The 24626-nt window shown below is 64.0% G+C and carries 23 protein-coding genes; 3 read left to right on the forward strand and 20 right to left on the reverse strand.

The window, feature by feature from the left end:
- Position 1 precedes the first annotated feature (1 nt).
- Together fliR and flhA are read right to left on the reverse strand one after the other, a co-directional pair.
- Entirely contained in the window at positions 2–754 is a 753-nt protein-coding gene (gene fliR / locus ABVQ20_RS26150; protein ID WP_354462550.1) for a flagellar biosynthetic protein FliR, read from the reverse strand.
- A complete protein-coding gene (gene flhA / locus ABVQ20_RS26155) occupies positions 751–2838 on the reverse strand; it encodes a flagellar biosynthesis protein FlhA (protein ID WP_354462551.1) in 2088 nt (695 codons plus the stop codon). Before flhA ends, fliR begins: the two co-directional genes overlap by 4 nt.
- Before the next feature lie 136 nt (positions 2839–2974).
- Here flhA and ABVQ20_RS26160 point away from each other — a divergent pair, with 136 nt between their 5' ends.
- The gene (locus ABVQ20_RS26160; protein ID WP_354462552.1) at positions 2975–3274 is read left to right on the forward strand and encodes a putative quinol monooxygenase; all 300 of its coding nucleotides are present in this window, start codon (positions 2975–2977) and stop codon (positions 3272–3274) included.
- A 20-nt stretch (positions 3275–3294) separates the two neighbouring features.
- On the opposite strand, the gene ABVQ20_RS26165 is transcribed toward ABVQ20_RS26160, so the two are convergent.
- Entirely contained in the window at positions 3295–3768 is a 474-nt protein-coding gene (locus ABVQ20_RS26165; RefSeq protein ID WP_354462553.1) for a MarR family winged helix-turn-helix transcriptional regulator, read from the reverse strand.
- A gap of 62 nt (positions 3769–3830) precedes the next feature.
- On the opposite strand from ABVQ20_RS26165, the gene ABVQ20_RS26170 reads away from it, so the two are divergent.
- Complete coding sequence (locus ABVQ20_RS26170) at positions 3831–4562, forward strand: NAD-dependent epimerase/dehydratase family protein (RefSeq protein WP_354462554.1); 732 nt, start codon at positions 3831–3833, stop codon at positions 4560–4562.
- 143 nt (positions 4563–4705) lie between these two features.
- Positions 4706–6487, forward strand: a complete 1782-nt coding sequence (locus ABVQ20_RS26175; protein ID WP_354462555.1) for a chloride channel protein — start codon at positions 4706–4708, stop codon at positions 6485–6487.
- 54 nt (positions 6488–6541) lie between these two features.
- On the opposite strand, the gene ABVQ20_RS26180 is transcribed toward ABVQ20_RS26175, so the two are convergent.
- The 17 genes from ABVQ20_RS26180 to ABVQ20_RS26260 form a co-directional block, all read right to left on the reverse strand.
- Positions 6542–8185 carry an MFS transporter gene (locus ABVQ20_RS26180; RefSeq protein ID WP_354462556.1) on the reverse strand — a complete coding sequence of 548 codons (1644 nt, stop codon included), beginning with the start codon at positions 8183–8185 and terminating at the stop codon, positions 6542–6544.
- Between the two features lie 362 nt (positions 8186–8547).
- Positions 8548–8814, reverse strand: a complete 267-nt coding sequence (fliQ, locus tag ABVQ20_RS26185) for a flagellar biosynthesis protein FliQ (RefSeq protein ID WP_227345459.1) — start codon at positions 8812–8814, stop codon at positions 8548–8550.
- A 22-nt stretch (positions 8815–8836) separates the two neighbouring features.
- Positions 8837–9244: a flagellar hook assembly protein FlgD gene (gene flgD, locus ABVQ20_RS26190; protein WP_227345460.1), complete on the reverse strand. Its 408-nt coding sequence runs from the start codon at positions 9242–9244 to the stop codon at positions 8837–8839.
- Entirely contained in the window at positions 9244–9687 is a 444-nt protein-coding gene (flbT, locus tag ABVQ20_RS26195; protein ID WP_354462557.1) for a flagellar biosynthesis repressor FlbT, read from the reverse strand. Before flbT ends, flgD begins: the two co-directional genes overlap by 1 nt.
- On the reverse strand, positions 9684–10031 hold the full coding sequence (gene flaF / locus ABVQ20_RS26200) for a flagellar biosynthesis regulator FlaF (RefSeq protein WP_354462558.1): 348 nt from the start codon (positions 10029–10031) through the stop codon (positions 9684–9686). Before flaF ends, flbT begins: the two co-directional genes overlap by 4 nt.
- A gap of 30 nt (positions 10032–10061) precedes the next feature.
- Positions 10062–11105, reverse strand: coding sequence for a flagellar hook-associated family protein (locus tag ABVQ20_RS26205; RefSeq protein ID WP_354462559.1), 1044 nt, complete (start codon positions 11103–11105; stop codon positions 10062–10064).
- A gap of 3 nt (positions 11106–11108) precedes the next feature.
- Entirely contained in the window at positions 11109–12560 is a 1452-nt protein-coding gene (flgK, locus tag ABVQ20_RS26210; protein ID WP_354462560.1) for a flagellar hook-associated protein FlgK, read from the reverse strand.
- 27 nt (positions 12561–12587) lie between these two features.
- The gene (locus ABVQ20_RS26215; protein WP_354462561.1) at positions 12588–13844 is read right to left on the reverse strand and encodes a flagellar hook protein FlgE; all 1257 of its coding nucleotides are present in this window, start codon (positions 13842–13844) and stop codon (positions 12588–12590) included.
- An 88-nt stretch (positions 13845–13932) separates the two neighbouring features.
- Entirely contained in the window at positions 13933–14601 is a 669-nt protein-coding gene (locus tag ABVQ20_RS26220; RefSeq protein WP_354462562.1) for a response regulator transcription factor, read from the reverse strand.
- 223 nt (positions 14602–14824) lie between these two features.
- Positions 14825–15415, reverse strand: coding sequence for a transglycosylase SLT domain-containing protein (locus ABVQ20_RS26225; protein WP_354462563.1), 591 nt, complete (start codon positions 15413–15415; stop codon positions 14825–14827).
- Positions 15345–16724, reverse strand: a complete 1380-nt coding sequence (gene fliK / locus ABVQ20_RS26230) for a flagellar hook-length control protein FliK (protein ID WP_354462564.1) — start codon at positions 16722–16724, stop codon at positions 15345–15347. The genes ABVQ20_RS26225 and fliK overlap by 71 nt, the downstream gene beginning before the upstream one ends.
- Positions 16721–18112, reverse strand: a complete 1392-nt coding sequence (locus ABVQ20_RS26235; protein WP_354462565.1) for a MotC family chemotaxis protein — start codon at positions 18110–18112, stop codon at positions 16721–16723. The genes fliK and ABVQ20_RS26235 overlap by 4 nt, the downstream gene beginning before the upstream one ends.
- Entirely contained in the window at positions 18109–19509 is a 1401-nt protein-coding gene (locus ABVQ20_RS26240; RefSeq protein ID WP_354462566.1) for a MotB family protein, read from the reverse strand. Before ABVQ20_RS26240 ends, ABVQ20_RS26235 begins: the two co-directional genes overlap by 4 nt.
- Positions 19506–20132, reverse strand: a complete 627-nt coding sequence (locus ABVQ20_RS26245) for a hypothetical protein (RefSeq protein WP_354462567.1) — start codon at positions 20130–20132, stop codon at positions 19506–19508. Before ABVQ20_RS26245 ends, ABVQ20_RS26240 begins: the two co-directional genes overlap by 4 nt.
- A 3-nt stretch (positions 20133–20135) precedes the next feature.
- Positions 20136–21788: a flagellar basal-body MS-ring/collar protein FliF gene (fliF, locus tag ABVQ20_RS26250; protein WP_354462568.1), complete on the reverse strand. Its 1653-nt coding sequence runs from the start codon at positions 21786–21788 to the stop codon at positions 20136–20138.
- A gap of 144 nt (positions 21789–21932) precedes the next feature.
- Positions 21933–23003 carry a flagellin N-terminal helical domain-containing protein gene (locus tag ABVQ20_RS26255; protein ID WP_354462569.1) on the reverse strand — a complete coding sequence of 357 codons (1071 nt, stop codon included), beginning with the start codon at positions 23001–23003 and terminating at the stop codon, positions 21933–21935.
- A gap of 385 nt (positions 23004–23388) precedes the next feature.
- On the reverse strand, positions 23389–24381 hold the full coding sequence (locus ABVQ20_RS26260) for a flagellin N-terminal helical domain-containing protein (RefSeq protein WP_354462570.1): 993 nt from the start codon (positions 24379–24381) through the stop codon (positions 23389–23391).
- Positions 24382–24626: the final 245 nt, after the last annotated feature.

Here is a 24626-nt window from a genome sequence, read left to right on the forward strand (position 1 = left end):
CCTACCTCGCCAACGAGAGGTCGACGAAGCCATTTGCGAACAGCGACAGCAGGGTGCCGACAGCGAAATAGAAGATGATCATGCCGCCGGCGATGACGAAGGGCAGCGAGATGAAATAGATCGGTATCTGCGGCGTCAGCTTGTTGACGAAGCCGATCGTCAGGTTGACGAGAATGGCATAGGCGACAAACGGGCTGCCAAGGCGGATGACCAGGAAGAATGCATCCGAAATGGTGTCGGTGACGTCGACCAGGGCCGCCTGCGGGTTGAAGAAGATGTTGACCGGCGCGACGGTGTAGGAAGCGATAAGCGCCTTGATGATCTCGTGGTCGAAATCGAAGACGAAGAGCAGCATCAGGGCCGAGAACGAGATGATGGCGGCAAGCGCCGCCTGCGGCTCGGGCTCCTCGATGGCCGGCCCGCCGGAGCCGCCATAGCCGATCAGCATGGCGATGGCCGAGCCCATGAAGCGCAGCGCTTCCATGTAGAGCCTGGTCATGGCGCCGATCAGGCCGCCGACCAGAAGTTCGGAGATGATCATCGGCACAAGGATCTGGGGGCGGGGATCGACGAACGGAAAGATCCGGTCCCACAGGAAGGTGAGCAGGCCGCCGGTGGCGGCGACCGCGACGAACAGCCTGACCTGGACCGGAACGCGGGCGCTGGACAGGCCGGGCATCAGCATGAAGCAGGCGCCGATGCGGCAGAAGGCGAGGAACGCCGCGATGACGACGCCTTGCGAGAGTGCGGTCACGATATGGTCCCGAGCACCCTGATCTCGACGCCCTTGGCGATTTCGACATGGCTGAGCACCGGCAGCGTGGTGAACAGGCGCTCGATGATCATGCGCACATAGGGGCGGGCGTCGGGCGCGGTGACCAGCACGAAACGCTCGCCGGCCTCCAGATGCTTCTTGATCGCCTTGGTGGCGTCCTGGCCGAACTCCTCGAGCTGGCGCGGGTCGATATCGAACTCGCGAACCTCGCCCTTGGCGTCGCGCTTGAGGCTCTGGTGGAAGGCGAGATCCCAGCGGTTGCCAAGGCGCAGCACCTTGAGCACGCCTCCTTCGGAGAGGTCGCCGCAGATCTGCTGGGCCATGCGGATGCGCACATGCTCGACGATCTGTTCGGTGCGGCGCACATGCGGCGCGATCTCGGCGATCGCCTCGATGATCAGGTGGAGATTGCGGATCGAGACGCGCTCGGCGAGCAGCAGCTTCAGCACCGCCTGCAGGCCGGGGTAGGAGATGTGGCTGGTGCAGATCTCGTCGGCGAGCTTGCGGTATTCCGGGTCCTGGCGTTCGAGCAGCGCCTTCATGTCCTTGTAGGACAGGAGCTGCGGCAGGTTGTTGCGGATGACTTCGGACAGATGGGTGAGCAGCACCGACATGTTGTCGGCGAAGGTGAAGTTCTCGCGCTTCAGATCCTCGGCGAAGGTTTCGAGCACCGAATAGGCGCGCATGCCGAAGGCCGGCTCGCGGATTTCCTCGCCCGGAATTTCGGGAATGTCGCGGGTGCCGAGCAGAACCATGATCTCGCCGACGCGCATCTGGTATTCGGCGACAACGGTGCCGTGGACCTTGATCTGGTAGCTCTTTGGCGGGATGCCGAAGTCGTCGGTGACGCGCACCTCCGGCACGACGAAGCCGTATTGGGTGGCGAACTTCTTGCGCATCTTTCCCATGCGGAAGACCAGCTCCTGATGCGACACCAGAAGCCGCGTGGACAGCTGCTTGCCGATCAGGAGTTCGATCTCGGCGGTGGCGAGCGAGGCCTTGACCGAGTTCTTTTCTTCCTCGACCTTGGTCGCCTTCTCCTGGTCCTTGATGGCGGCGGCTGCGGCGAGCTCTCGGTTGTGGCGCAGCGGGATGACATAGCCCAGGGCAGCCATGCCGCCGGCGAGCGCGAAGAACGGGAACAGCGGCAGGCCAGGCATCAGGCCGAGCAAGACGAGGAGCGATGCCGCCACGTAGAGCGCGCGCGGGTGGGCGCCGAGCTGGCCGAACACCGCCTGGTTGGTCGAGCCACGGGTGCCGCCCTTGGAGACGAGCAGGCCGGCGGCGAGCGAGACGATGAGCGCCGGGATCTGGGTGACGAGGCCGTCGCCGACCGACAGCTTGATGAAGACATCGGCGGCTTCGCCCATGCTCATGCTGTGGCGGATATAGCCGATGGCGATGCCGCCGACGATGTTGATGGCGGTGATGATGAGGCCGGCGATGGCGTCGCCACGCACGAATTTCGAGGCGCCGTCCATCGAGCCGAAGAAGGAGGATTCCTCTTCCAGTTCGCGACGGCGCAGCTGCGCCGTCTTCTCGTCGATCATGCCGGCGGAAAGGTCGGCGTCGATCGACATCTGCTTGCCGGGGATGGCGTCGAGGGTGAAGCGCGCGCCGACCTCGGCGATACGGGTGGCGCCCTTGGTGATGACGATGAAGTTCACCACGATCAGGATCATGAAGACGATGAGGCCGATGACGAAATCGCTGGCCATCACCAGCTTGGAGAAGCCGGCGATGACATAGCCGGCGGCATGCGTGCCCTCATTGCCGTGCGACAGGATCATGCGCGTCGTCGCGATGTTGAGCGACAGGCGCAGCATGGTGGCGATGAGCAGCACGGTCGGGAACGACGAGAAATCGAGCGGGCGCTGGATCCATAGCGCCACCATCAGGATCAGCACGGACAGGGCGATCGAGAAGGCCAGGCCGATATCGATGAGGAAGGCCGGGATGGGCAGGAACAGCACGGCCAGGATGATGATGATGCCGAGCGCGAAGAAGACGTCGCGGCCGTTCTTTGCCACCGCGCCGGGCTGAATGCTTTCGCTGATCGCCATGTCGTCCCCAAATCACAAAAGCCGCCGAGCGCGCGACAGCCTGACGACCCTAACCAGCCAAGCTTGCGCGAGGGTGGGAGATCGCGGCAATGTCGGGGCGGCGCGGTCTGGCTGCGCCTGACAGAGGGAAATGTTCATGCTGGTGATCGTCGGTACGGTGCGCTTGCCGCCGGAAAAGCTCGGGGAGGCGAGGCCGGCCATGGCCTTGATGATTGCGGCCAGTCGAGCCGAGCCCGGCTGCATCGAATATTCCTACGCGCAGGATGTGCTCGACGCCGGCCTCATCCACGTTACCGAGGTCTGGCGCGACAGGACCGCGCTGGACGAGCATTTCTGCTCGGCGCACATCGCGCTCTGGCGCGAAAGCTGGGCAGCGCTCGGGATCGGCGGGCGCAATCTCGTTGTTTACGAGGCCGGCGAAGCCCAGCCGATCTGAGTTCGGACTGCTGTCAACGATCAGCTCGTCGTGCTTGCTGTGGCCACGGCGACCAGCCAACGCCTGACGGTACGCTCCTCTTCGCCGGAGAGATCGCGCGCAAGCTCCTTTTCAAGGGCATGAACGCGCTCGCGGCAGGTTTTCAGCAGCGTCGTTCCGCTGTCGCTGAGATCGAGATGCTGGATGCGGCCGTGGATGGCATGCGGTTTGCGGACCAGCGAACCGGCGCGCTCGAGATTGGCGACAATGACGCTCACCGTCTGTGGGGTAAGCAGCGCAAGCCGGGCGACATCGGCATTGGAGAGGCCGGGATACGCCGCCAGCATGGTCAGCACGGCGAATTGCGGCTGGGTCACGCCGAGATCGGCCAGTGCCCGTTCCAGCCTGAGCCGATGCGCGCCCGCCGCCTGGCGAAGCAGGTATCCCATATAGCCGTCTTTACCTCGCTTGCCCTCTCCCGGGGCCGGAATCGACGGCGGATTTGTCTTGCGCATGATATCAGGGCTCTTATATGTTGTTCGAACACTGATATTATAACCAAACCGGATCGATGACGATGGGCTACAGAATCTTTCTTGCCGGCGCCTCGGGCGCCGTGGGACAGCGGCTGATCCCGCAATTGCTGAAGGCGGGCCATCAGGTGACGGGAACCACGCGGCTTGCGGCCAAGGCCCAACAGATCAGCGCGCTTGGCGCCGAACCGCTGGTTGTCGACGTCTTCGATGCGGATGCCTTGTCTCGGGCGGCTGCATCGGCAAGGCCTGATATCGTGATCCATCAGCTGACCGACCTGCCGGCGGGCCTCGATCCCAGCCGGATGGGCGAGGCGATCGTGCGCAATGCCCGTATTCGCGATGAAGGAACGCGCAATCTGGTCAGGGCGGCGATCGCGGCCGGCGCCCGCCGGATGGTCGCGCAGAGCATAGCCTGGGCCTATGCGCCCGGTCCCGAACCGCACACTGAGGCCGATCCGCTGGATGGCGGGGCGCAGGGCGATCGCGGCATCAGCATGACCGGCGTGATCGCGCTCGAGAAATGGGTTCTCCAGTCGCCGCCGCTCGCAGGAGTGATTCTGCGCTACGGTCAGCTTTACGGGCAGGGAACGGGCAGGGATGCGCCCGCCGGCTCGGCGCCGCTGCACGTGGATGCGGCGGCTTATGCGGCTTTGCTTGCCGTCGACAGCGCGCTATCCGGCGCCGTCAACGTCGCGGAAGCCAACACCTATGTCTCGACGCAAAAAGCCGTCGGAGAACTCGGCTGGCACGCGGACTATCGCCTGCCGAGCTGAACGAAGCGCTTGCGGCAGGGGTGGCCAAATCCCGCGCCAAAATGGCGCTCCATTGGTGGTGGGCATTTCGGTTGCCATGTGATGGCGTCGGGCGTATCAGGCACGACAGGGCCTTTTACCGGCTTTTCATGGGCGAGCCACCGGTGCTTTCCAGAAACGAACCACAAGTCTATGCCCGCCGGCTTCGCGCGGTGCTTGTCAGGTCGCTCCCGCTGCTGGAGGCGCGCGGCATTGCCGTGGTCATGCTGGCCGGCGTGGTCGGGGTGATGGCGGGCATACTGGTCACCGCGATGAGCCAGATGGTGCAGGACCTGCACGGGCTGCTCTATGGCGTCCAGCCGGGCGGCAGGCTTTCGGCGATGTTTTCCCTTGCCGATCCGATCCAGGCGGCCGTACCGGCCATCGGAGGCATCCTGCTCGGCCTGTCGCTTGTCTGGCTCAGAAAACGCAAGTTCCGCACGCCCGTCGACCCGATCGAGGCCAACGCGCTCTATGGCGGGCGCATGTCGCTCACCGACACTTTCATAATCGCGGCGCAGACGATGATTTCGAGCGGCTTCGGTGCTTCGGTCGGGCTGGAAGCCGGCTACACGCAGGTCGGCTCCGGCCTCGCGTCGCGGCTGGCGCGCATCTTCAAGCTGCGCCGCAATGATGTGCGCACGCTGGTCGGCTGTGGTGCCGCCGGCGCCATCGCCGCAGCCTTCGACGCGCCGCTGACCGGCGCCTTCTACGGGTTCGAACTGGTGATCGGCATCTACTCGGTCGCCATTGTCGCGCCGGTGATGACCGCCGCGATCTGCGCCTCGTTGACCGCCGAGGTCTTTGGCGGTGTGCCGTTTCCGCTGGAGCTGTCCGGCCTGCCACAGTTGACTGTCAGCCAGTACCTGCCGTTCCTGCTGCTCGGGCTGCTGGGCGGTGCTGCCTCCATCGCCATCATGCATCTGGTGACCACGATCGAACGCGGCTTCGTGCGGCTGTCGATCGATGCATCGCTACGCCCCTTCATCGGCGGCATATTCGTTGGCCTGCTGGGGTTGGTCACGCCGCAGGTCCTGTCCAGCGGCCACGGTGCGCTGCATCGCGAATTCTCGATGAATTACCCGCTCGCCGTGGTCGCCAGCGTCTTCGTGCTGAAACTGGCGGCTTCGGCGATATCGCTGGGCTCTGGCTTTCGCGGCGGATTGTTCTTCGCCTCGCTGTTCCTCGGCGCCTTGCTTGGCAAGGCGTTTGCCGGCGTGATGGCCCTGGTCTCGCCCGCGACGGGCATCGACCCGGCGGTTGCCGCCGTCGTCGGCATGACCTCGCTGGCGGTCGGTGTCGTCGGCGGCCCGCTGACGATGACGTTCCTGGCGCTGGAATCGACACGCGACCTGACACTCACCGGCGTGGTGCTGGCGGCTTCGATCATCTCGGCGATCCTGGTGCGTGAAACCTTCGGCTATTCGTTCTCGACATGGCGCTTCCACCTGCGCGGCGAGACGATCCGCAGCGCGCATGATGTCGGCTGGATGCGCAGCCTGACGGTCGGCTCGATGATGCGCGAGGACATCAAGACCATCGATGCCTCGACGACGCTGGCGGCCTTCCGCAAGGAGGTGCCGCTCGGCTCGGCCAAGCGCGTCATCGCCGTAGATCCGGGGGATCAGTATGTCGGCGTGCTGATCGTCGCCGAGTTGCACAGCGACCCGGCCGCCGACGACACGCCGGTGCGCTCGCTCGCCCAGTTCCACGACGCCGTGCTGGTGCCGAGCATGAACGTCCAGACCGCGGCAGAGACCTTCCAGCGCGCCGGCGCCGAGGAACTTGCCGTCGTCGAGGATTTCTCCGAGCGCATCGTGCTTGGGCTTTTGACCGAAGGCTATCTGATGCGGCGCTACGCCGAGGAACTCGAAAAGGCGCGCCGGGATCTGGCGGGCGAAGGGTAGGCAGCCCTCGTCAACACCAAGGCTTCGCGCACTGGCGGGTCGCCAGCGCCCGGATCAATGTTCGATCGGCCCCTTCGCCATCACCAGCGCCGTGCCCGCTGTCGTCGGGCGTTCGATCATGCGGCGCACATGCGGGGGCTCGCTGCCGCTGTGCAACGCGCGTATGCGCTCGCCGATGACGGCGTCGGCATGGGTGGCCCGGCCGTTGTGGCGGATATATTCGAGCCATGTCGGCGTGTGGTAGTGCTCGATCCATATGGACGGGTTTTCAAGGTCGCGCGCCAGCGTCCAGTTGCGGGCGCCGTCACGGCGGCGAATGCGTCCGCGCTCGGCCATGGTGGCGAGGAATTCGGGCACGTCCTCCTCGCGGATCACATATTCGATCATGATAGCGATCGGGCCGCTGCGCGGCTTGAGGTCGAGCGCGAGATGCGGTTCCTTGAAACGGTTGAGCGGGTCGAGGTTGAGCACCGGCTGCTGCGGCAGCGGCAAGAGCAGGCCAATCGCGCCGCCCGCCAGCATCGTTACGCTCGCCGCGATCAGCGCGGTTTCGGCGCCGTGCGTATCGGCGACAACGCCCCAGACCCAGCTGCCCAGCGCGATGCCGCCAAAGGTCGCGGTCTGGTAGACCGAGAGCACCCGGCCGACCACCCAGCGCGGCGTTGCCATCTGCACGGTGACGTTGAAATGGGACAGCGCGATCACCCAGCAGGCACCGCCGACCAGCAGACCGAGCGAGGTCTGCCAGGCGTGATGGCTGACGGCGGCATTGAAGGCACAAACAGCGAAGCCGGCGAAGGCACAGCGCACCATCGTCTCGCTGGACAACAGCTGCCGCAGCCGCACGCTGATCAGCGCGCCGCCAACGGCGCCGATGCCGAAGGCGCCAAGCATGATGCCGTAGGTCAAGGCGTCGCCCTTGACCACGTCGCGCGCCACCAGCGGCAAGAGCGCCAGCACGGCGCCGGCGCTGAAGCCGAAGGCCGCTCCCCTGACCAGCACCTTGCCGATATTGGGCGACATGGCGACGTAGCGCAGGCCGGCGCCCATGGCCGCACCGAGCGATTCGCGCGGCAAGGTCGATACCGGCACATCAGGCTTCCAGCGCGCCATCACGACGATGAGGCCGATATAGCTCACTGCGTTCGCCGCGAAGGCGGCTGCGGCACCGGCGGCCGCGACGATGATACCACCGATCGCCGGGCCAACGCTGCGTGTCAGGTTGAAGCCCATGGAGTTCAGCGCCACGGCCGCGGGCACCTTGTTGCGGGGAACCATGTCGCCGACGGAAGCCTGCCATGACGGGCTGTTGAGCGCCGTGCCGCTGTCGATCAGGAAAGTGAAGGCAAGCAGCGTCCACGGTGTGATCAGGCCATAATAGGTGAACACCGTCAGAAGCACCGAAACGACCAGCATGAAGGTCTGGGCGACCAGCATCACCTTGCGCCGGTCGAAGCTGTCGGCGATGGCGCCTGCGACAAGCGCGAACAGCATGATCGGCAAGGTCGTCGAGGCCTGGACCAGGGCGACCTGATAGGGCGAGGTGGCGATGGTGGTCATCATCCAGGCGGCGCCGACGCCCTGGATCAGGCCCCCGAAATTCGAGACAAGGCTGGCGGACCACACGGCGCGGAAAATGCCGTGCCGGAACGGCGCAAGCGCTGAGGCGCTTTCGCTTTCCGGCTTTTCATCGATCATGGATATTTCCCCGCTTTCGCGTGCCGTGCCGTGGCGGCGACTCGTTTCCCCACGCCAGGTGTTGAAATTAGGGCATCGCGCAAAAAAGGACGAACGCCTCCTGGAAAAAGGTCATGGTCCAACGTGGATTGAGGCAACGGGCGTCAGTCCGTATCCCCGCTTGCCGCATAAACGGTTTGGTGAGCCGGCTTTGCGGCTCGCCACGGGGGACGCGCAGGGAGAATTCCATGCCGACCAGGCACCCTCGGTTTGCGGGGGCGCTGGAGCTGCTCATTGTTTCAAGGAAACGCCAAACCGCTCTATCTCTTTGTCTTGACGCAATTCCGTACGGAAAACCGTTTCGTACTTTTCCTGGAATTGCTTTAGAAGCCGTGCTGGATGCGCTCGAAGATGACGTTGGTGAATGCCGAAATCTGGCCGCCGATGAATGGGCCGGTCAGCGCCACCACCAGCATGATGGCGACGATCTTGGGCACGAATGTCAGCGTAATTTCCTGGATCTGGGTCAAGGCCTGGATCAGGGCGATGCCGATGCCGACCGCCATGGCAACCAGCACGACAGGGGCGGAAGCGGTCAGCACCGTCCACACCGCATACTGGACGATGTCGAGTGCGTCGGCCTCGTTCATGGGATCGTCTTTGCCGGAAGGGTCAGCTTGCCGCCTTGACTGAAACACCAGGGCCGACCGGAACTTCGGTGCCGTTCTGCAGCACGGCAATCAGGCCGCTGCTGGCGAGGCGCACCGAGGCCACCGTGCCGGTGGTCTTGCCGTCGGCCGAGGTGATGTTGCGGCCAATGAGGGCGTCGGCCTGCGACAGCGCCGACGATTGCATGATCTGGTCGAGCTTGGTGTTGGTCTGCACCGATTGCTCGACCTGCGAGAAGGTCGCGAGCTGGGCGACATACTGGGTCGAATCCATCGGCTTCGTCGGATCCTGGTTCTTCATCTCGGCGATCAGAAGCTTCAGGAAGGACTGGTAGTCGACAGCGGTCTTTGAAGTCTGCTGGCTGGTCTGGTTGGCGCCAACCGGTATCGTCGTCGTCATGTCCACGGTCATCAGTAGCGTGCTCCCACGGCCAGCGGACGCGGGGCGCCCGGAACATCATCATTGCCGCCCAGCGCGATCCGTTCTAGCGGATAGAGCGAACGGATCGCCTTCAGCGCCTCGTAGATATGGCCTTCGCTGACCATGCGGTCGATCTGCTTCAGCTCGCTGCGGATGCGCTCGTCCTCGAAGCTCGCCAGAAGCAGCGGCAGCGAGTGGCGGAACATGTCGCGTGCCTCGATGGCGTCCGGCGGGCTCATCAGCATGACCTGCAGGATGAAATAGAGCTGCTTGAGCGGTGTCGAGGCCTCGTCGGCCTGGATCACATGGTTCTCGAGCAGGAACTGCACGTCGTTCATCAGTTCGACGGTGACCTTGCGGTCGACACGGATGACGGCGCCGTTGATGTAGATCTTCTCGCTCGGCTTCAGCGAAATCTTGAACGTGTTGCTCATTGAATGCCATCCCTGATGATCTGGGACACTTCGATCAGGCCTTCGAAATTGTTGGTCCGGCCCTGGCGGATATCCTCGGTCTCACGCAGCAGCCACAGGCCAATGGAGATAAGGTTGGCACGGATCTCCTTGGGCAGGGCGTTGTCGCTCGATCCCAGATCCTCGAGGAAAGTCGACCAGACGCGATTGGTGAAATGCAGCGCCTCGACTGCCTCCTGCGAGCCGTGGCCGATGGCCGCGGCCGCCGACAGCATGTCGATCGAGCGCGTCAGAAGCTGCCGCTCCCGGTCCCTTGCGTCGGCGACGGAGTCGGCCTGGATGTCGTCATACGAGAATTGGTACATCGGTGAGCTCTACCGGTCCGCTGGAAGTTGTCAGGTCAGGTACTTCAGCAGGCTGAGCTGCTGGAGGCGTGCCGTCAGTGCGAAAGAGTTTTCGATATGCTGCGTCAGATTCGCGACCTTGGTGGCGGCGGCGGCGGGATCGACGCCCACAAGATCGACGATGTGCCGCTCGAACAGGTCGACCTGCGTCTTCATCCGATCGCTGGCGTCGGAGACTCGCTTCTGGACGATGCCGGTTTCCGACTGAACCTGGGCGATACCGCTCAGTGCTTCGCCAACCAGCGTCTGCGAACGGGTCACGATCGTGTCCTTCGCTGCCTGGCTCATCTTGCCGGACATCATGCTGGTGACCATGGCTGCCGCCATGGCCAGCTTCCTGATGCCGTCGCTGTTGGCACTGGTCGAGGTCGCGGTGGTTTCGTTGAGCGCAATGCGGCTGACGATCTGCTGGTCGGTCGCATTCGACATGTTGGTCTGCCAGCCGGAACCGAGGAACTGCGGCTCGACGCTGTTGGTGATGAAGTCATCCATCTGCGCGGCGGTGATGTTGGCCGCGGCCGGATCATCGGGCGTGAAGCCGAACTTGGCCACGAAGGAAGCGTCGAAGGCGGCCTTGGCGGGTGAGCCGGCCGCCGTGAAATCGTTGATCGGCTTGACGTCGGTGTTGGTGCCGGCGAACAGATATTCGCCGTTGACGCTGGTGTTGAGGATCGAGGCAAGCTGCTGGATGGTCGTCTTGCCGGCGGATTGGGTGAGGCTCTGCGAGGAGTCACCCGATGTCGCTGATGTCAAGCTGGACAGGAAGGTCTGCGCCACGCTGGAGAGCTGGCCGAGCGAGGTCTGCGTCGACGAAAGCCGGGCGGCGACCAGTCCGTTGGAATCGATGATGACGTTGAGCCGGTCGAGATCGCGCTGGAAGGTGACGGACTGAGCAGTGCGTCCGCCCAGCGCCAGACCGACATCGGCGACCTGGCCGGTCGAGGATTCCTTGGTGGCTTTGACCAGGTCGGACTGCATGCGCATCTGCTGATAGCGCATGGCGTTCGAAAGGGCCGCTGAGGAGACTGAAGTCATGGCTTATCCCACCGCATTCATCAGAGCCGTCATCATGTCGTCGACGGTTTTCATCATCCGGGCCGATGCCTGGTAGCTGTGTTCGAGATCGAGCATCAGCGACATCTCCTGGTCGATATTGACGCCGGTTGCGTTGGACAGCGCGTCGGCGCTGCGTGACGCCAGTGCCTCCTTGGCGTCGGCGGCGGTCGAAGCCTGCTGGCGTACGCCCTGGAACCAGCCGATCGAATTGGCGGCGTAGTCGGAAACGCTGGACGTTGCCGAGATCCCGGCGGCGCTGTCGAAGGTCATCGGCTTGTCAAGCCGGTCGCCATAGGCAACCAGAAGGTTGGAATAGGAGGCGCCGCCGGTGTTGGCGACATAGGCGGCGCCGTTGGCGCCACCGTCGCGCAGCAATGTAGGATTGCCGCCGGTGCTCGGATCCATCGCGGTGTTGATGCTGATCGAAGCGGCAAGGCCGTTGACCAGCGTGCCGGCGGCCGGCACGGCCGGCGCGCCCGACCAGGTGAACAGGCCGGCGGCATTGGGCATAGAAGGCGCGGTCTCGGCAAAGGCCGTGATCAGGCCGCGCGCGGTCTCGTCGAGCTGGCTCTGCATTTTCGAGGCAACGTCGTCGCGCAATTGCAGCAGGCCGGCAAGCTTGCCGCTGGCGCTGGTGTTGCCGCCGGTTCCCGCCGAGAGCGGCACATTGTCGATATAGACGGCATTGCCGGCGACGCCAGCTGTAGAGCTCGATGACGGCGCGAAGCTGACGGTGCGCGGTATGGTTTCGAACAGCGTTGTGCCGTCGCCCGTAGTGATGACCATGTCATTGTCGCCGCGCGTGAAGGTCGAGACGGGGACATAGTCCGCGATCTTCTTCAGCAGCGCGTCGCGCTGGTCGAGCGCATCGGAAACATCGGTGCCGGAGCGGGTCCCTGACATGACCGCCGTGTTGGCATCCTGGAACTGGTTGAGCAGCGAGTTGAGGTCATTCACGGCCGTGCCGATCTGGCCGTCGGTCTGGGTGCGGAAATCCTGGATGGCCTTTGAGCCCTGGTTCAGGGAGCGCACGACCTGCTTGGCCGCGTCGATGACGCTGGAGCCAAGGTTCTGGTTGGATGGCGATGTGGCGTAAAGCTGCAGCGCCTGCTGCAGATTGCCGATCGCGGTCGAGGGCGAGGACGCATTGTCGACGCCGTTGACCGCGACGTCGAGCTGATCCATGCCGTTGTAGAGTGCGCTCTGGCCGCTATAGGCGGACAGGGCGCTGAGGTTCTGACGGAAGAGCAGGTCATTGGTCTGGCGCTGGATATCAACCGTACGCGCTCCTGGCGCCGTGCTGACGACGACGGAGATACGGCGCGTATAGTTCGGGTTGTCGGCGTCGGAGACGTTGCGCGAGACAACGCTCGTCTGCCGTGCGGTGTTCATAAGCGCCGATTGGGCGATGCTCAATGCGGTGGATAGCGACATGCAAGTCCTTCACGGGCGGCGCCCGGTTTATCTCTTCAGGTTGACAAGGACGTCCATCAGGTCGGAACCGGTCTGGAAGACTTTCGAATTGGCGGTGTAGCTGCGCTGCGCCGCGATCATGTTGGTGAGTTCCTCGGCAATATCGACATTGGAATTCTCGAGCGCGCCGGAAACGATGGCTCCGAGCTTGCCCTGATTGGCGAAGCCGATGCGAACGGTGCCGGAATCGGTGCTCTGCGAATACACGTTGCCCGGCAGCGCGGTGAGCTGGTCGGGGCTCTGAACATCGGCCAGCGGAATCTTGTAGAGCGCCTTCGACGAGCCGTCCTTGTACTGCGCGTAGATGGTGCCGTCCGAGCCGATCTGCACCTTGTCGATGGCGCTCGGCGCGTTGCCGTTGACCTGTGCGTCGGTGACGCTGAAGCTGCCGCCGAGCTGGGTCAGCTTGGACAGGTCGATATTGAGACTGGCGCCGTTCGGCACGGTAAGCGAAACGCCGGTGGTCGTGCCGGTGAGCTTGCCGGTCGTGGTGTCGAATGTCAGGTCGGCCGTGCCAAGAGCGCCACCCGCATAGGGGAAGCCGGTGCCCGGTGTGGCCTTGGACTGATCGAAGACCGCGGCCTCCCAGGTGCCGTTGCCGGTCTTGGTGAAATAGACGTCGAGCAGCACCTTGTTGCCCAGATTGTCGTAGGCGACCATCGAGGTTTTCGATGTGTATTGCGAGGTCGCGCTGTTGCCCGACGGCAGGCTGCCGGCTGCGACCGGGGTTGCGCCGGCCGGGAGATTTCCGTTGAAATAGCCGGCGGTGCTGGGCGTCGCCGTCATTCCCTGATCGGATATCTGCACAGGCACCAGGCCCTCGAAACCGTTGGCCGTGGCAGCCGGAACGCCGTTGGCATAGCTGTAGGCCATCAGCTGGTAGCCAGCCGCGTTGACCAGCCGGCCCTGGGCATCGGGAACAAAGGAGCCGGCGCGCGTCAGGAACGGCGTTCCGTTGGCATTCTGGACGACGAAGAAGCCGTCTCCATTCACAGCCAGGTCGGAAACCGAAGTTGTATACTGGAGCACGCCCTGCGCACTGACCGAGGTGCGGATCGTCGTGTTGACGCCGCCCGAATTGTAGGCGCCGCTGGTGTTTGGCATGACCAGCGTCGAAAACTCGGCGGAGGACCGCTTGTACCCCGTGGTATCGGAGTTGGCGATGTTATCCGCAACGGCGGACAGGCGGTTTGCCTGGGCGTTCATACCGGAAACGCCGGTCCGCATCATTCCGTACAGGCTCATCGACAGGTCTCCTCAGTGCTTTGGCCACTGGCCACGAGGCTACGTTTTGTGTCTTGCGCGAAGCTGGCGCAAAGGCGGTTCCAGCGCATCAGAAAACGAGCCGGTAACCGAGGAACCGCTTGGAATCGATGGGGTCGGCGCCGAGCTTCTCACGCAGCTTCTTGCGCAGCTTGCTGATATGGCTCTCGACCACGTTCTCCTCGACCTCTTCGTCGAAGATTCCGTAGATGGCATTGAACACCTGGGTCTTGGTGACGCGGCGTCCGCGATTGCTCGCGAGGTATTCGAGGATACGGCGTTCGCGGCGCGGCAAGGGCAGCGGCTGGCCGTCGATTTCCGGGTCGCGGCCGTCCATGAAGATGCGCATGGCACCGATCTCGGTATAGGAGACGTCTTCCTGCGCGCGGCGGCGGATGGCGGTGATGCGGGCCAGGATCTCGCGGATGTGGACAGGCTTGCGGATGACGTCGTCGACGCCGCTCTCGAACAGCCGCAGCGTGTTTTCCAGCGAGTGCTGCTCGCTCAAGGCGATGACCGGGGCGCCGGTGCGGTCACGGATCTGGCGGGGTGAGATGGAGCCTTCCCGGCAATCGCCAATGAGGAAGGCCCGCACCGACTTCAAGTCGGTATCCGCCGCCGAGCTTACCCATTCGCCGAATTCGCCGGGCGCGAAGCCCGCGCAGGCGACGCCCTCCCGGTCGAAAAGTGAATTATAGCCTTCGGTTACGAGCTCTCGCTCGTCAACAATAACAATCATCGGCCCCGCCTCCGAATCAGATCATCTGCTCCGTGCCGAAAGGGGTAGCCGCTGGCGGGAATCCTGAACAACCATCATTTCTTGTAGCTAGTTTCTTGGGAGTCGGGAATCGTGTTGGTTGCATTGGCGTGCGCTCGTGCCTGCTGGCCAAGGATCGAGTGACTCATCCAGGAATGTCGCTGGAGGCGCGGAACGGGACGCATATTCGCGAGGACGAAAGCAGCTATGGGTTGCAGAAGGCGCGGGCGTTGGAAGTCCATTTTCCAAAGCCGGTGGCGACCATGTTGGCGATGACGCGGCAGACATAGATCTTTTGCGCCGGGTCGTTGTCCGGACCGGCATGGTAGCGGGCGACCGCCATCGACCAGGTTTCGTGGCGGGCATGGAGACTGGCCAGGAAACGGGCCGCGTAGTCGACATTCTGACGCGGATCGAGCATGTCCTCGACGCTGCGAAAATGTGATGCGTGGTAGTGGTGGTTGATCTGCATGCAGCCGAGATCGATCAGCGTCTTGCCGTCACGACGGGCCGCCTCGAAGGCGGCAAGCGCCTCGCCCCGGCTCTTCGGGAAGACAGCTTTTCCTTCTATATTCATGGCGTTAGGTTGAAGGCTGCCCTTCCTTCCCGTTTCGGCAAGACCGACGGCGTAGAGAATGCCCGCGGGTACGCCATAGCGATCGGCTGCGCGCAGGATCTCCGGCTCGCAAGGGTTGGCGGCGGCCTTTGCCGCGCTGGCCTCGAGGCTAGATAAACATATCGCCGCCAGCGCGCTCGCGAGCAGGCGAAGCGGGGCGGCCGAATTCTTGCAGATCATTGTTACGGTTCCTTCCCGACTGCTGGCCGGCGGCGCCGTCATTGTTGCCACCCGAATTACCGGACTGAAAGGATGAGCCGTCGCGGCCCATCATTGCTTGTGGGGTGACACTGGAATCGCTGCGGGTGGCGGCAGGGACTGCTATCGAGGGTTGCAGGATCGTAACCTTGTCGACCTCGAAACCCAGACCGCGCAGCGACTTGACGATGGCCTCGCTGTCGGAGGCGAGCCGGCGATAGGCCTCCTGGGTTTGAGGCTTCAGTTCAATCGAAAGTTGCTCTCCGGAAAGGCGCAAACTGGCGGTGACCATGCCGAGTTCCGCCGGGTGAAGTTCGATCTTCAATATGTGTGCCGAAGGGGCAACAGAGGGGGTTAAGACCGGCGTCGCCGGGGTGCTTGAAAATGCCTGCCGAACGCCGCTGTCGGCCTTGATCGCGTCGATCACGGTCGCCGCCGCCTGGCTCATCGGGTTCTGCGCCGGCGCCGGGAAACTCCGCTCGGAAATCACCTCGACACGGTTTGCCGAAGAGGCCTGTTTTCCTGCCTCCGGCCGTACCGAGGACAGGGCCTCATCGAGGCTCTTGACCGGCAGCGAGGAGGGCTTCGATTGGGGAGCCGCATCGTCCGCCGCGCTCTTCAGCGGCGAACCGAATGTCAGGCTGTCGTCATGCTTCATCGGACCGGCGGGCAACTTGACGCCGTCGGGTTGCTGTGGCGCCTGTTCGGCGGCTGTCGAGCCTCGCTCGGAGCGGGCCTCCAGCCCGAGGGCCTTCCCCGCATCGGTCGTTGACCGGTATCGCTTCGACAACGGGGCCTGGGCGTCAAGCACTGCCGGGTTCCCGGTGCCGTCGCCAGTCACTGTTTTGTCGGATTTGGCCGAGGCGGAGAATTGACGCAGATCGTGAAGCGCCATCAGCAGCGGCAGATGATCCTGAAGCGATGATGCGCCGGTCGCCGCGTCCCCAGTTCCGGCATCGTCGGCTTCCTTGCCGGACGCGGGACCCGCCGCACTTTCCTTGGCGGCCTTCAGAAGGAGCAATTTCGCCGACGAGATCTTTCGCGGATCTGCGGGTGCCGGTTCGTCCTTGCTGTCGGCTTCAGCATGGCCCGAGGAAGCAGGCTTGCCCCAGCGCGGGTCACGCGACGTGGTTTCGCTTGCGGTCTGCTTTTCCGGCCGGGCCTGTTTTCCGGTGCTATGCAGCATGTCGCTGAAGCCCGTATCCGCGGTTTTTCCGCCAGCGGCAGGCTGCTCCGAGGCGGCGCGCGTGGAAACAAATCCCGGCAAGGAGGGGCCGACGCTGGTGGTCATCTGGGGGCGGCTCCAAGCATCTGGTCAATCAAATCGAGCTGCCGACGCGCCTTGATCATGGCGGCATCGGTCGGGTCGGAGGGGTTCAGGCCGGTCGCTGGCGCCGGTGCTGAAGCAGGCAAGGCAGCCGCCCCATCCGAGGCGGCCGCGGCGACGGCCGTTGCGTTGGACATGCTGGCGGCGGGTTCGCCGGATGCCGGGGCGGTCGACTGTTCGGGCATCGCGCCTTCGACCAGGGGCAGCCCAGCCTCGTCGGATGTCTGTTGGCCGGAGGGTTGGGCACTGGGGTTTTCGACCGCGGGGGGCTGTTCGACGGCGGCGAAGGCCGGCTTCCTGGCGGGCAGGGCGGCAGGCGGCGCGACCAGTTCGCCAGCAATGGCGCGGGCAGCATCCAGCAGAGCACGGTCACCATCCGACAGTTTGCCGCGGTCGATCCGGTCGAGCTTGGCGTGGACGTCGTCGACAGTGCCCGATGTCACGGTGGAAAGGCTGGCGTAGAGCAGGGCGCGTGGATCATCCTGGTTGCCGATGCCGTCGCGACCCCTCTCGGCCCGCGCCGCGGCGAAGGCCGAGAGGTCGTTCAGGCCGTCGATCGCGGCGCGCCGGGCGATGCGGAGATAGATCACCTTCTCGCGCTCTGGATCCATCATCGAGGTGATGTCGCCGAGCTTGTCCTGGCTGATCGACATATGCAGCGCGACGACGCCGGAGACGAAGGAATCGGCGAACTGGCTGGCATAGGGCGAATAGAGGTAGCGCTCGACATACTGGGTCGAGGCAAGCGCGAAGCGCGCGGCATCGCCCTGCATCGCGGCGATGCCGACCGAGCGGCGCAACGCCGCCTCCTCGACCAGCGTGCCCGGGCTGAGCAGCCTTGCTTCGTCGAGCAGGACCAGTGCGGCGGCCGGCTCTTCTCCGCTGAGCAAGGAGCCCTTGACCAAGGCCAGGAAGGCGCCAAGGTCGCTCGGCAGCGTCATCGGGTCTATCGGCCGCAGCGTTTCGATGGCATCGGCGGGACGTCCGTTCAGATAGCTGATGACACCCTTGGCGATGGCCAGTTCCTCGGGCGCCACGGTGGCGCGCGACACGGCCGTCTCGACGGTGAGCGGGTTGCCACCGCTCATGCCGTAGACCAGAAGCGCGCGGAAGTTCCTGGGATCCTTGAAATCATCCGCACCCGTGTCGCGCAGGCGCGCGTCCACCATCTCCAGCAGCTTGGCCTGCATCGGCATGGCGGCGTGGTCGCCAGCCGCGATGCGGTCCTGAACGAGCTGCAGCGAGCGCACCAGCTGATAGGGCTGCAATGCGTCCTGCGCGAAGCCGACCGACGGATTCCCTGCCGCCAGCAGGAGCAGGCCAATCATGCGATGGAGGACGGCGCGCCTCATCCGCCGGTCGCCATCAGGATCTCGATGCGGCGATTGGCGGCGGCCATCGGATTGGCTGGATCCTTCGGCTGGCGGTCGGCAAAGCCGGCGACCTCGGTGATGCGGCGCTCGTCGACGCCGCCGCGCACCAGCATGTAGTAGGCCGAATGCGCACGGGCCGTCGACAGCCGCCAATTGTCGTAGGTGTCGCCGCGGAATGGCCGGGCGTCGGTGTGGCCATTGATGCTGATGGTGCCCTTCTGGCTGTTGACGATGCGGCCGATCTTTTCCATCGCCAGCACCAGTTCGCGGCTGGGCACGGCCGAGCCGATCTCGAACATGCCGAAATCGAGCCGGTCGGTGATCGAGATGACGACGCCCTTGTCGGTGGCCTCGACCGAGACACCATCATGCAGCTTGTCGCCCGGCTTGAAGGCATCGTTGAGCTGTTGGCGCACTTCGGCGGCCGCCTTCATCGCCGCGGCGGCAGGAGCCTTGTCCTTGACATCGCGATCGGGGGCATCGCCATCGCGCGCATCGGGCTTGGCCGACGCCTCCGCCCCGGCGGTATCGCCGGCCTTGGCATCGGCAGCCTTGGTATCGGCGGTCTTGGCCTCGGCGGTCTTGCCATCGCCGGCCTTCGTCATCGCCGTTTTCGCTGCGGTTGCGTCCGGTTCGGTTTTGGCCAGGGGCTCGAGCGGCGCGGCCATGAGCCGCGACATGGGCGGCACGGCCTTGACTTTGGGAACCTGGCTGTCGGCGGCCTTGTCGCCCGGCTTGACCGGATCGCCGTCGATCTTCACGCGTTCCGCACTTGCTTCGGCACCAGGCGATGCCACCTGCTGCGACCAGAAATCCGGTTCGAAGGGATCGCGATAGGAGGCGCCGCCGGATGCGCCGGTCGCCGGACCGGCATTCTGCGCGCCGCCATCGCCGCGCTGACTGATGTTCTGCATGACGCCGGTATCGGTGGCGATCTCCGACAGGACCGCATAGGGATCGGCGAACAGACGCTCGTCGGTGCGTTCGGTTTTTTGCGGCGCCTGCTTGTCCTGCGTCTTTTCCGAGGAGCCCGCGCCACCCACGCCTTCCTGGCCGGCCTTGCTGGCGGCTTCTTGCGGGGCGTCGGCCGTCAGTCCGACCGAGCGCGGACCATCGCCAAGATCCTGAAGGCCCCTACGGCTCGAATTGCGATCGACCAGCTTGACCGGATTGAAATAGCTGGCGACGGCTGACTTGGTTTGCTCGTTGGCGGCGTTGATCAGCCACATCACCAGGAAGAAGCACATCATCGCGGTCATGAAATCGGCGAAGGCGATCTTCCAGACACCGCCATGGTGAGCGTCGTCGTGATCGTCGTGACTACGCTTGACGATGATGATCTCGTGCCTGTGTTCCCCGGCCGCGGCTATGCTCATGACAGTGCCTCGGAGAGGGTTGCCGACCATTCGGCCATGCGTGTTTCGAACACGGCCTCGTCGATGGTGACGGTGAGATCGAAACCGGATGCTTCGACAAAGTCGAGATTGGCGGCGCGGGGACCCAGTGCTGCCTGCAGTGTTTCGAACAGCGAAAGCGGTCCGCGCACGCCGACGCGCACCGCCTCGGAATCACCCACGGCCTCGTGGATCGAACGGGCGAGCGCTTCAAGCGAGCGTTTCTGAAGGTCGTCGCTGACGATGCCGCCGATCACACGGGCGACCGTGGCGGCGACAAGCTCGGTCACGCGCGCTTCCATCATCTCGATGCGCAGGGCGACCGTCTTGCCGACATCGTCGCCAATGCCTTCGAGAAACGTCCTCGCCTCGTCGGCATTGGCCTGGCGCTCGGCATCAAGCTCTGCTTTGTGCGCCGCCGTAAGGCGCTCTTCGAGCTCGGCCTCGGCGACGGCGACCGCTTCCGCGATGAGCGCGCCGATATCGGCCTGTGGCGTCGGCGTATCCTGCCTGATGTCGGGTTCGGCCGTCGCCTTGGGCTGGACGCTGTGCTGGGCACGCGCGCCGAAGTCTGGCAGCAGGTCGAAGAGGGCGGCTGAGGGCATGGCTTAGGCCGCGACTTCCTGGGCCGCCCATTTGCGCAGGATCTGCGCGGTGCGCTCCTCATTGAGGTCAACCATGCGGGCGAGCCGCTCCTGCGGCGCCGGCCTGATCTTCTGGCGAAGATCGTCGAGCGGCGTGGGACCACCGGGGCGCGAACCCGGCAAGGTGCCGACGGTGGCGGGCCCGTCGACCGAGGCCGTGGCATCCGGCGTGGGCAAGGAACGCTGGACTTCGTCGAAGTTGGGGCCGGCTATGGCCGGCGTCGCCTTCGCCGTCAGCGCGGCGGCCATCGGCCTGAGGCCGAAGAACGCGACCATGAACACCACAACGATGAAGGCGCCGGCGTTGATGAGCGTGCCGGCATGTTGACCGACCGAATCGAGCATGCCCACTTGCGGAAGTGCCTCGCCATCCAGTCCGTCGATGAACTCGACCGCCGAGACGTCGATGATGTCACCGCGCTTCTCGTCGAAGCCGGTGGCCGACGTCACCATCTTCTGGATTTCGGCCACGCGCTTGGCGATCTGTTCGGGGGTGGCATCCTTGCCGAGGATCGACGCCAGGCGCTGCTGGTTGACGACCACTGCGATCGACATCTTGGTGACGGTGTAGCCGTTGGAAACGGTGGCGATCTTCTTTGAATTGATCTCGTAATTGGTGATCTCTTCCTTGCGATCGTTCTGCGAGGAAGACTGCGGCCCCTCGGTGCTGGTCGCCTGGGTTTCAGGCATGTTCTGCTCGACGCTGGTCGGAATGGATGCCTGCTTCTGATTGCTATTTTCATTGTTGCGCACCGACTGCACCGAGCGTTCGACACGGGAATTCGGATCAAAGATCGTTTCCTCGGTCTGGCGGGTGTCGGTGTTGACGTCGGCCTTGACGCTGGCGCGGAAATTGTCAGGGCCGAGATAGGGTGCAAGGGCGCGGCGGATGTTGTCGCCGATCTGCGCCTCGACGGTCTGCTCGACGCCAAGCGTGCGGGCGGCACTGGTGTTGGACGGGTCGTCACCGGCGGCCAGAAGATTGCCGTTGGAATCGAGCACGGTGACCTTGTCGGCGGACAGGCCGGGCACGGCGGCGGAGACAAGATGGCGGATCGACATCGCGCTCTTCTCGGCGTCGATGCCGGCGTAACGGATAACCACGGAGGCGGAGGGCTGTTGCTCGTCGCGGCGGAAATTGGCGCGCTCGGACATGACGATGTGGACGCGCGCGGCCTTGATGCCCGAGATCGACTGGATGGTGCGGGCGATCTCGCCCTCCAGCGCGCGCACCCGGGTGATCTGCTGCATGAAGGAGGTGAGGCCGAGCGAGCCGACATTGTCGAACAGTTCATACCCGGCATTGGCGCTGGTCGGCAGGCCCTTTTCGGCAAGCAGCATGCGCGCCTGCGCGGTGGTGCCGGCTGGCACCAGAACCGAGGTTCCGTCAGCGCCGACGTCGAAGCCGAGACCTGCCTCGCCCAGCACCAGGCCGATCTGGTTCACGTCGGCGCGATCGAGCCCGACATAGAGCGTGTCGTAGGCTGGGCGATTGAGATAGACCGAAGCCAAGCCGATGACGCCCATCACCAGAACGGCGATGCCGACCAGCATGGCGAGGCGCTTTGTGCCGAACCCCTGGAGATTCGAGATGATGCTCTGGATTTGTACCGGCACGATTCGACCACTCCCAGCGTTAACGTCCGCCAGAACACTAGGCCCCGAAGCTTGTGCGAAAATGATAGGCTGAAACGAAAAGGCCGCGCTTGGAGCGCGGCCTTGCGGATGTCAGAGAGACGGCGGCTGGTCAGCCTGGACGCCTTAGCCGCCCTTGAACAACGACAGGATCGACTGCGAGGAGCTGTTGGCGATCGACAGGGACTGGATCCCGAGTTGTTGCTGAACCTGGAGAGCCTGGAGCCGGGTCGATTCCTTGTTCATGTCGGCATCGACGAGCTGGCCGACGCCGCGATCGATGGAGTCCATCAGGCTCGAGGTGAAGGTCTTCTGCAGGTCGATGCTGCTCTTGGCCGAACCAAGGATGGTGGCGGAGTTCGTCAGCTGCCCCATGACGTTGTCGATCTTGGTGACCATCTGCGTGATGATGTCGTCGGTAACGCCGGGTGCGGTGATGTCCACGTTGAAGGCGGAGACGTTGTCGATCTTGGCGACGGTGCCGGTCACCGCGCCCAGGCCGGCGGTGTGGGCGGCGAGGTCCGTGGCACCGCCGGCGATCGCGGTCGCATAGGCGGTGTCATACTGGGTCTGGGCGGCCCCGGTGGCATAGATGGAGGTCTTGCGGTCGAGAATGCCGGCGTTCTTCACGGCGGTTGAAAGTCCGGAATCGAACAACTTTGTGCTCTCGACATCGATATCGATCGTCCCGAGCTGGACGGCGCCGGATGAGGAGCGGTTGAACGACGAGACGATCTTGGCGTCGGCCTGCACGCCATCATTGGGTGCGGCGACCTGCGTGGACGTCACCGAAAGGAAATTCGAACCGGAAAAGGTAGCGGCATCGGCAAAGGACTTCATCTGTGCCTGGAGCGCCGTGATTTCGGTCTGCGTCTTTGCCTTGGCAGCATCCGTCTGGCCGACGGTCGAAAGCAGCTTGGTCTTGATCTGGCTGATGGTCGACAGCACATTGGTCATGCCGGTGTAGGCGGTATCGACTTTCGAGGCGCCGAGGCCGAGTGCGTCTTGTACTGTCGACAGGGCCTGGTTGTCCGAGCGCATCGTGGTGGCGATCGACCAATAGGCGGCGTTGTCCGAGGCCTGGGAGACGCGGTAGCCTGTCGAGATGCGGGCTTGCGTCTGCTCAAGCGACTTGCTGGTCGCGTTGAGGCTTTGAAGTGCGGTCAACGCCGCGGCGTTGGTCATGATGCTCGACAAGAAAGTCGCTCCTTCTCAAAAATCCCGGATAGGCCTGTTCGACAGTGGCATCGTGCCTTGGGGAGGCTGATTCGCCCAGCTGTTGTAAGCTATTCGTTAACCATGACTAGCGCCACATGGTTAACAGCCTATTAAAATCGGTATTTTGAAGATTAAGGCGACGAGCGTTCGCATCCGTTACTTCGGCCGCGGGAGCCCTGGGGCGTCGCGCCGGGGACCGGTTCGTGCAACGCGATCGGACGGGACCTGCATCCGCAGACTGTTGCGCACGCCCGGGTCAAGCCCGGCAAGCTTTCCCCGGCGATCTGCTGCAGGCAAACGCAAATCGGGCCGCGCTTGTGGCGCGGCCCGATTTTCTGGCGCTGTTCGTGATAGGTAAGAGCGATTAGCGGAAGAGCGACATGATCGACTGCGTGGAACTGTTGGCGATCGACAGTGCCTGGACGCCGAGCTGCTGCTGGACCTGCAGGGCCTGCAGACGGGTCGATTCCTTGTTCATGTCGGCATCGACGAGCTGGCCGACGCCGCGATCGATGGAGTCCATCAGGTTCGAGGTGAAGGTCTTCTGCAGGTCGACGGAGCTCTTGGCGGCGCCGAGCGTGGTGGCAGCGTTCGTCATGTCCTTCAGCGCGGCGTCGACGACCTTCATCTGGTCCGCGATCTGCGAGTCGCTGAAGCCTTTGCCCGTGGCCGAGTCGTAGACCTTCAGCGTGGCGACCGAGTAGGTGTCGCCAGCCGCGGAAGCAGCGCCGGCGGTCGGATTCACCGCAGCGGTGGTAACGGCGGCGCCGGTGCTGCCGAGACGGTTCGCGTCAAGAATGCCCTTCGCCGTTGGTGCGGCACCGCTGTCATACAGCTTGATGCTTTCCACATTGACGTCGATCGTGGAGATCGACGACGCGCCGGAAGCATCGCGGTTGAAGGCGGAAACGATCTTGACGTCGGCTGCCGTGCCCGAAGCGGTCGACACGGAGAGCATGTTGGTGCCGGAGAAGGTGGCGCCATCGGCGTAGGACTTCAACTGCTTCTGAAGCGCGGCGATTTCGGTCTGGGTCTTTTCCTTGTCGGCGTCGGTCTGGCCGTAGGACGCGACCAGCTTCGTCTTGATCTGGTTGAGGGTGTCGATCGAGCTGTTCATGCCGGTGTAGGCGGTGTCGACCTTGGAAGCGCCGAGGCCGAGCGCGTCCGAAACGGTGGACATCGCCTGGTTGTCGGAGCGCATCGTGGTGGCGATCGACCAGTAGGCGGCGTTGTCCGAGGCCTGCGAGACGCGGTAGCCGGTCGAGATGCGGGCCTGGGTCTCCTGGAGGGATTTGCTGGTGGCGTTAAGGCTCTGCAGCGCCGTCAACGCGGCGGTGTTCGTCATGATGCTGGACATGGTACTCGTACCTTGATTTTACACGTCTTTTTTTCATACCGGCTTTTCCGGTATGACGGTGCGGCATCATGCCAATGATCATTGAATTTGATCACCCGCCATCTGTCAGCGACTATGCAGGCAAGTTCCTACCAAAGGACTAAATCCGAGGGTTAACCGGAAATATCTTGCGTAAAACTTTGAACCACAGACGCCATGCGCCACCTGGGCGCTTGGCGCGCCCTGGCCAGATGCCGCATCAGGGT

It is taken from the genome of Mesorhizobium shangrilense (genome assembly GCF_040537815.1).
Lineage (GTDB): Bacteria > Pseudomonadota > Alphaproteobacteria > Rhizobiales > Rhizobiaceae > Mesorhizobium > Mesorhizobium shangrilense.

Bases quoted from the DNA above. Each gene is read 5' to 3' on its own strand.
- flgD (WP_227345460.1), bottom strand. From the start codon at position 9,244: ATGACCGTGGACATGACGACGACGATACCGGTTGGCGCCAACCAGACC.
- flaF (WP_354462558.1), bottom strand. From the start codon at position 10,031: ATGTACCAATTCTCGTATGACGACATCCAGGCCGACTCCGTCGCCGAC.
- ABVQ20_RS26160 (WP_354462552.1), top strand. From the start codon at position 2,975: ATGCTGGTGATCGTCGGTACGGTGCGCTTGCCGCCGGAAAAGCTCGGG.
- ABVQ20_RS26165 (WP_354462553.1), bottom strand. From the start codon at position 3,768: ATGCGCAAGACAAATCCGCCGTCGATTCCGGCCCCGGGAGAGGGCAAG.
- flgK (WP_354462560.1), bottom strand. From the start codon at position 12,560: ATGTCGCTATCCACCGCATTGAGCATCGCCCAATCGGCGCTTATGAAC.
- ABVQ20_RS26205 (WP_354462559.1), bottom strand. From the start codon at position 11,105: ATGACTTCAGTCTCCTCAGCGGCCCTTTCGAACGCCATGCGCTATCAG.
- ABVQ20_RS26215 (WP_354462561.1), bottom strand. From the start codon at position 13,844: ATGAGCCTGTACGGAATGATGCGGACCGGCGTTTCCGGTATGAACGCC.
- flbT (WP_354462557.1), bottom strand. From the start codon at position 9,687: ATGAGCAACACGTTCAAGATTTCGCTGAAGCCGAGCGAGAAGATCTAC.
- ABVQ20_RS26240 (WP_354462566.1), bottom strand. From the start codon at position 19,509: ATGAGCATAGCCGCGGCCGGGGAACACAGGCACGAGATCATCATCGTC.
- ABVQ20_RS26260 (WP_354462570.1), bottom strand. From the start codon at position 24,381: ATGTCCAGCATCATGACGAACACCGCCGCGTTGACGGCGCTGCAGAGC.
- ABVQ20_RS26245 (WP_354462567.1), bottom strand. From the start codon at position 20,132: ATGCCCTCAGCCGCCCTCTTCGACCTGCTGCCAGACTTCGGCGCGCGT.
- fliQ (WP_227345459.1), bottom strand. From the start codon at position 8,814: ATGAACGAGGCCGACGCACTCGACATCGTCCAGTATGCGGTGTGGACG.
- ABVQ20_RS26225 (WP_354462563.1), bottom strand. From the start codon at position 15,415: ATGATCTGCAAGAATTCGGCCGCCCCGCTTCGCCTGCTCGCGAGCGCG.
- fliK (WP_354462564.1), bottom strand. From the start codon at position 16,724: ATGACCACCAGCGTCGGCCCCTCCTTGCCGGGATTTGTTTCCACGCGC.
- ABVQ20_RS26235 (WP_354462565.1), bottom strand. From the start codon at position 18,112: ATGAGGCGCGCCGTCCTCCATCGCATGATTGGCCTGCTCCTGCTGGCG.
- ABVQ20_RS26170 (WP_354462554.1), top strand. From the start codon at position 3,831: ATGGGCTACAGAATCTTTCTTGCCGGCGCCTCGGGCGCCGTGGGACAG.
- flhA (WP_354462551.1), bottom strand. From the start codon at position 2,838: ATGGCGATCAGCGAAAGCATTCAGCCCGGCGCGGTGGCAAAGAACGGC.
- ABVQ20_RS26180 (WP_354462556.1), bottom strand. From the start codon at position 8,185: ATGATCGATGAAAAGCCGGAAAGCGAAAGCGCCTCAGCGCTTGCGCCG.
- ABVQ20_RS26220 (WP_354462562.1), bottom strand. From the start codon at position 14,601: ATGATTGTTATTGTTGACGAGCGAGAGCTCGTAACCGAAGGCTATAAT.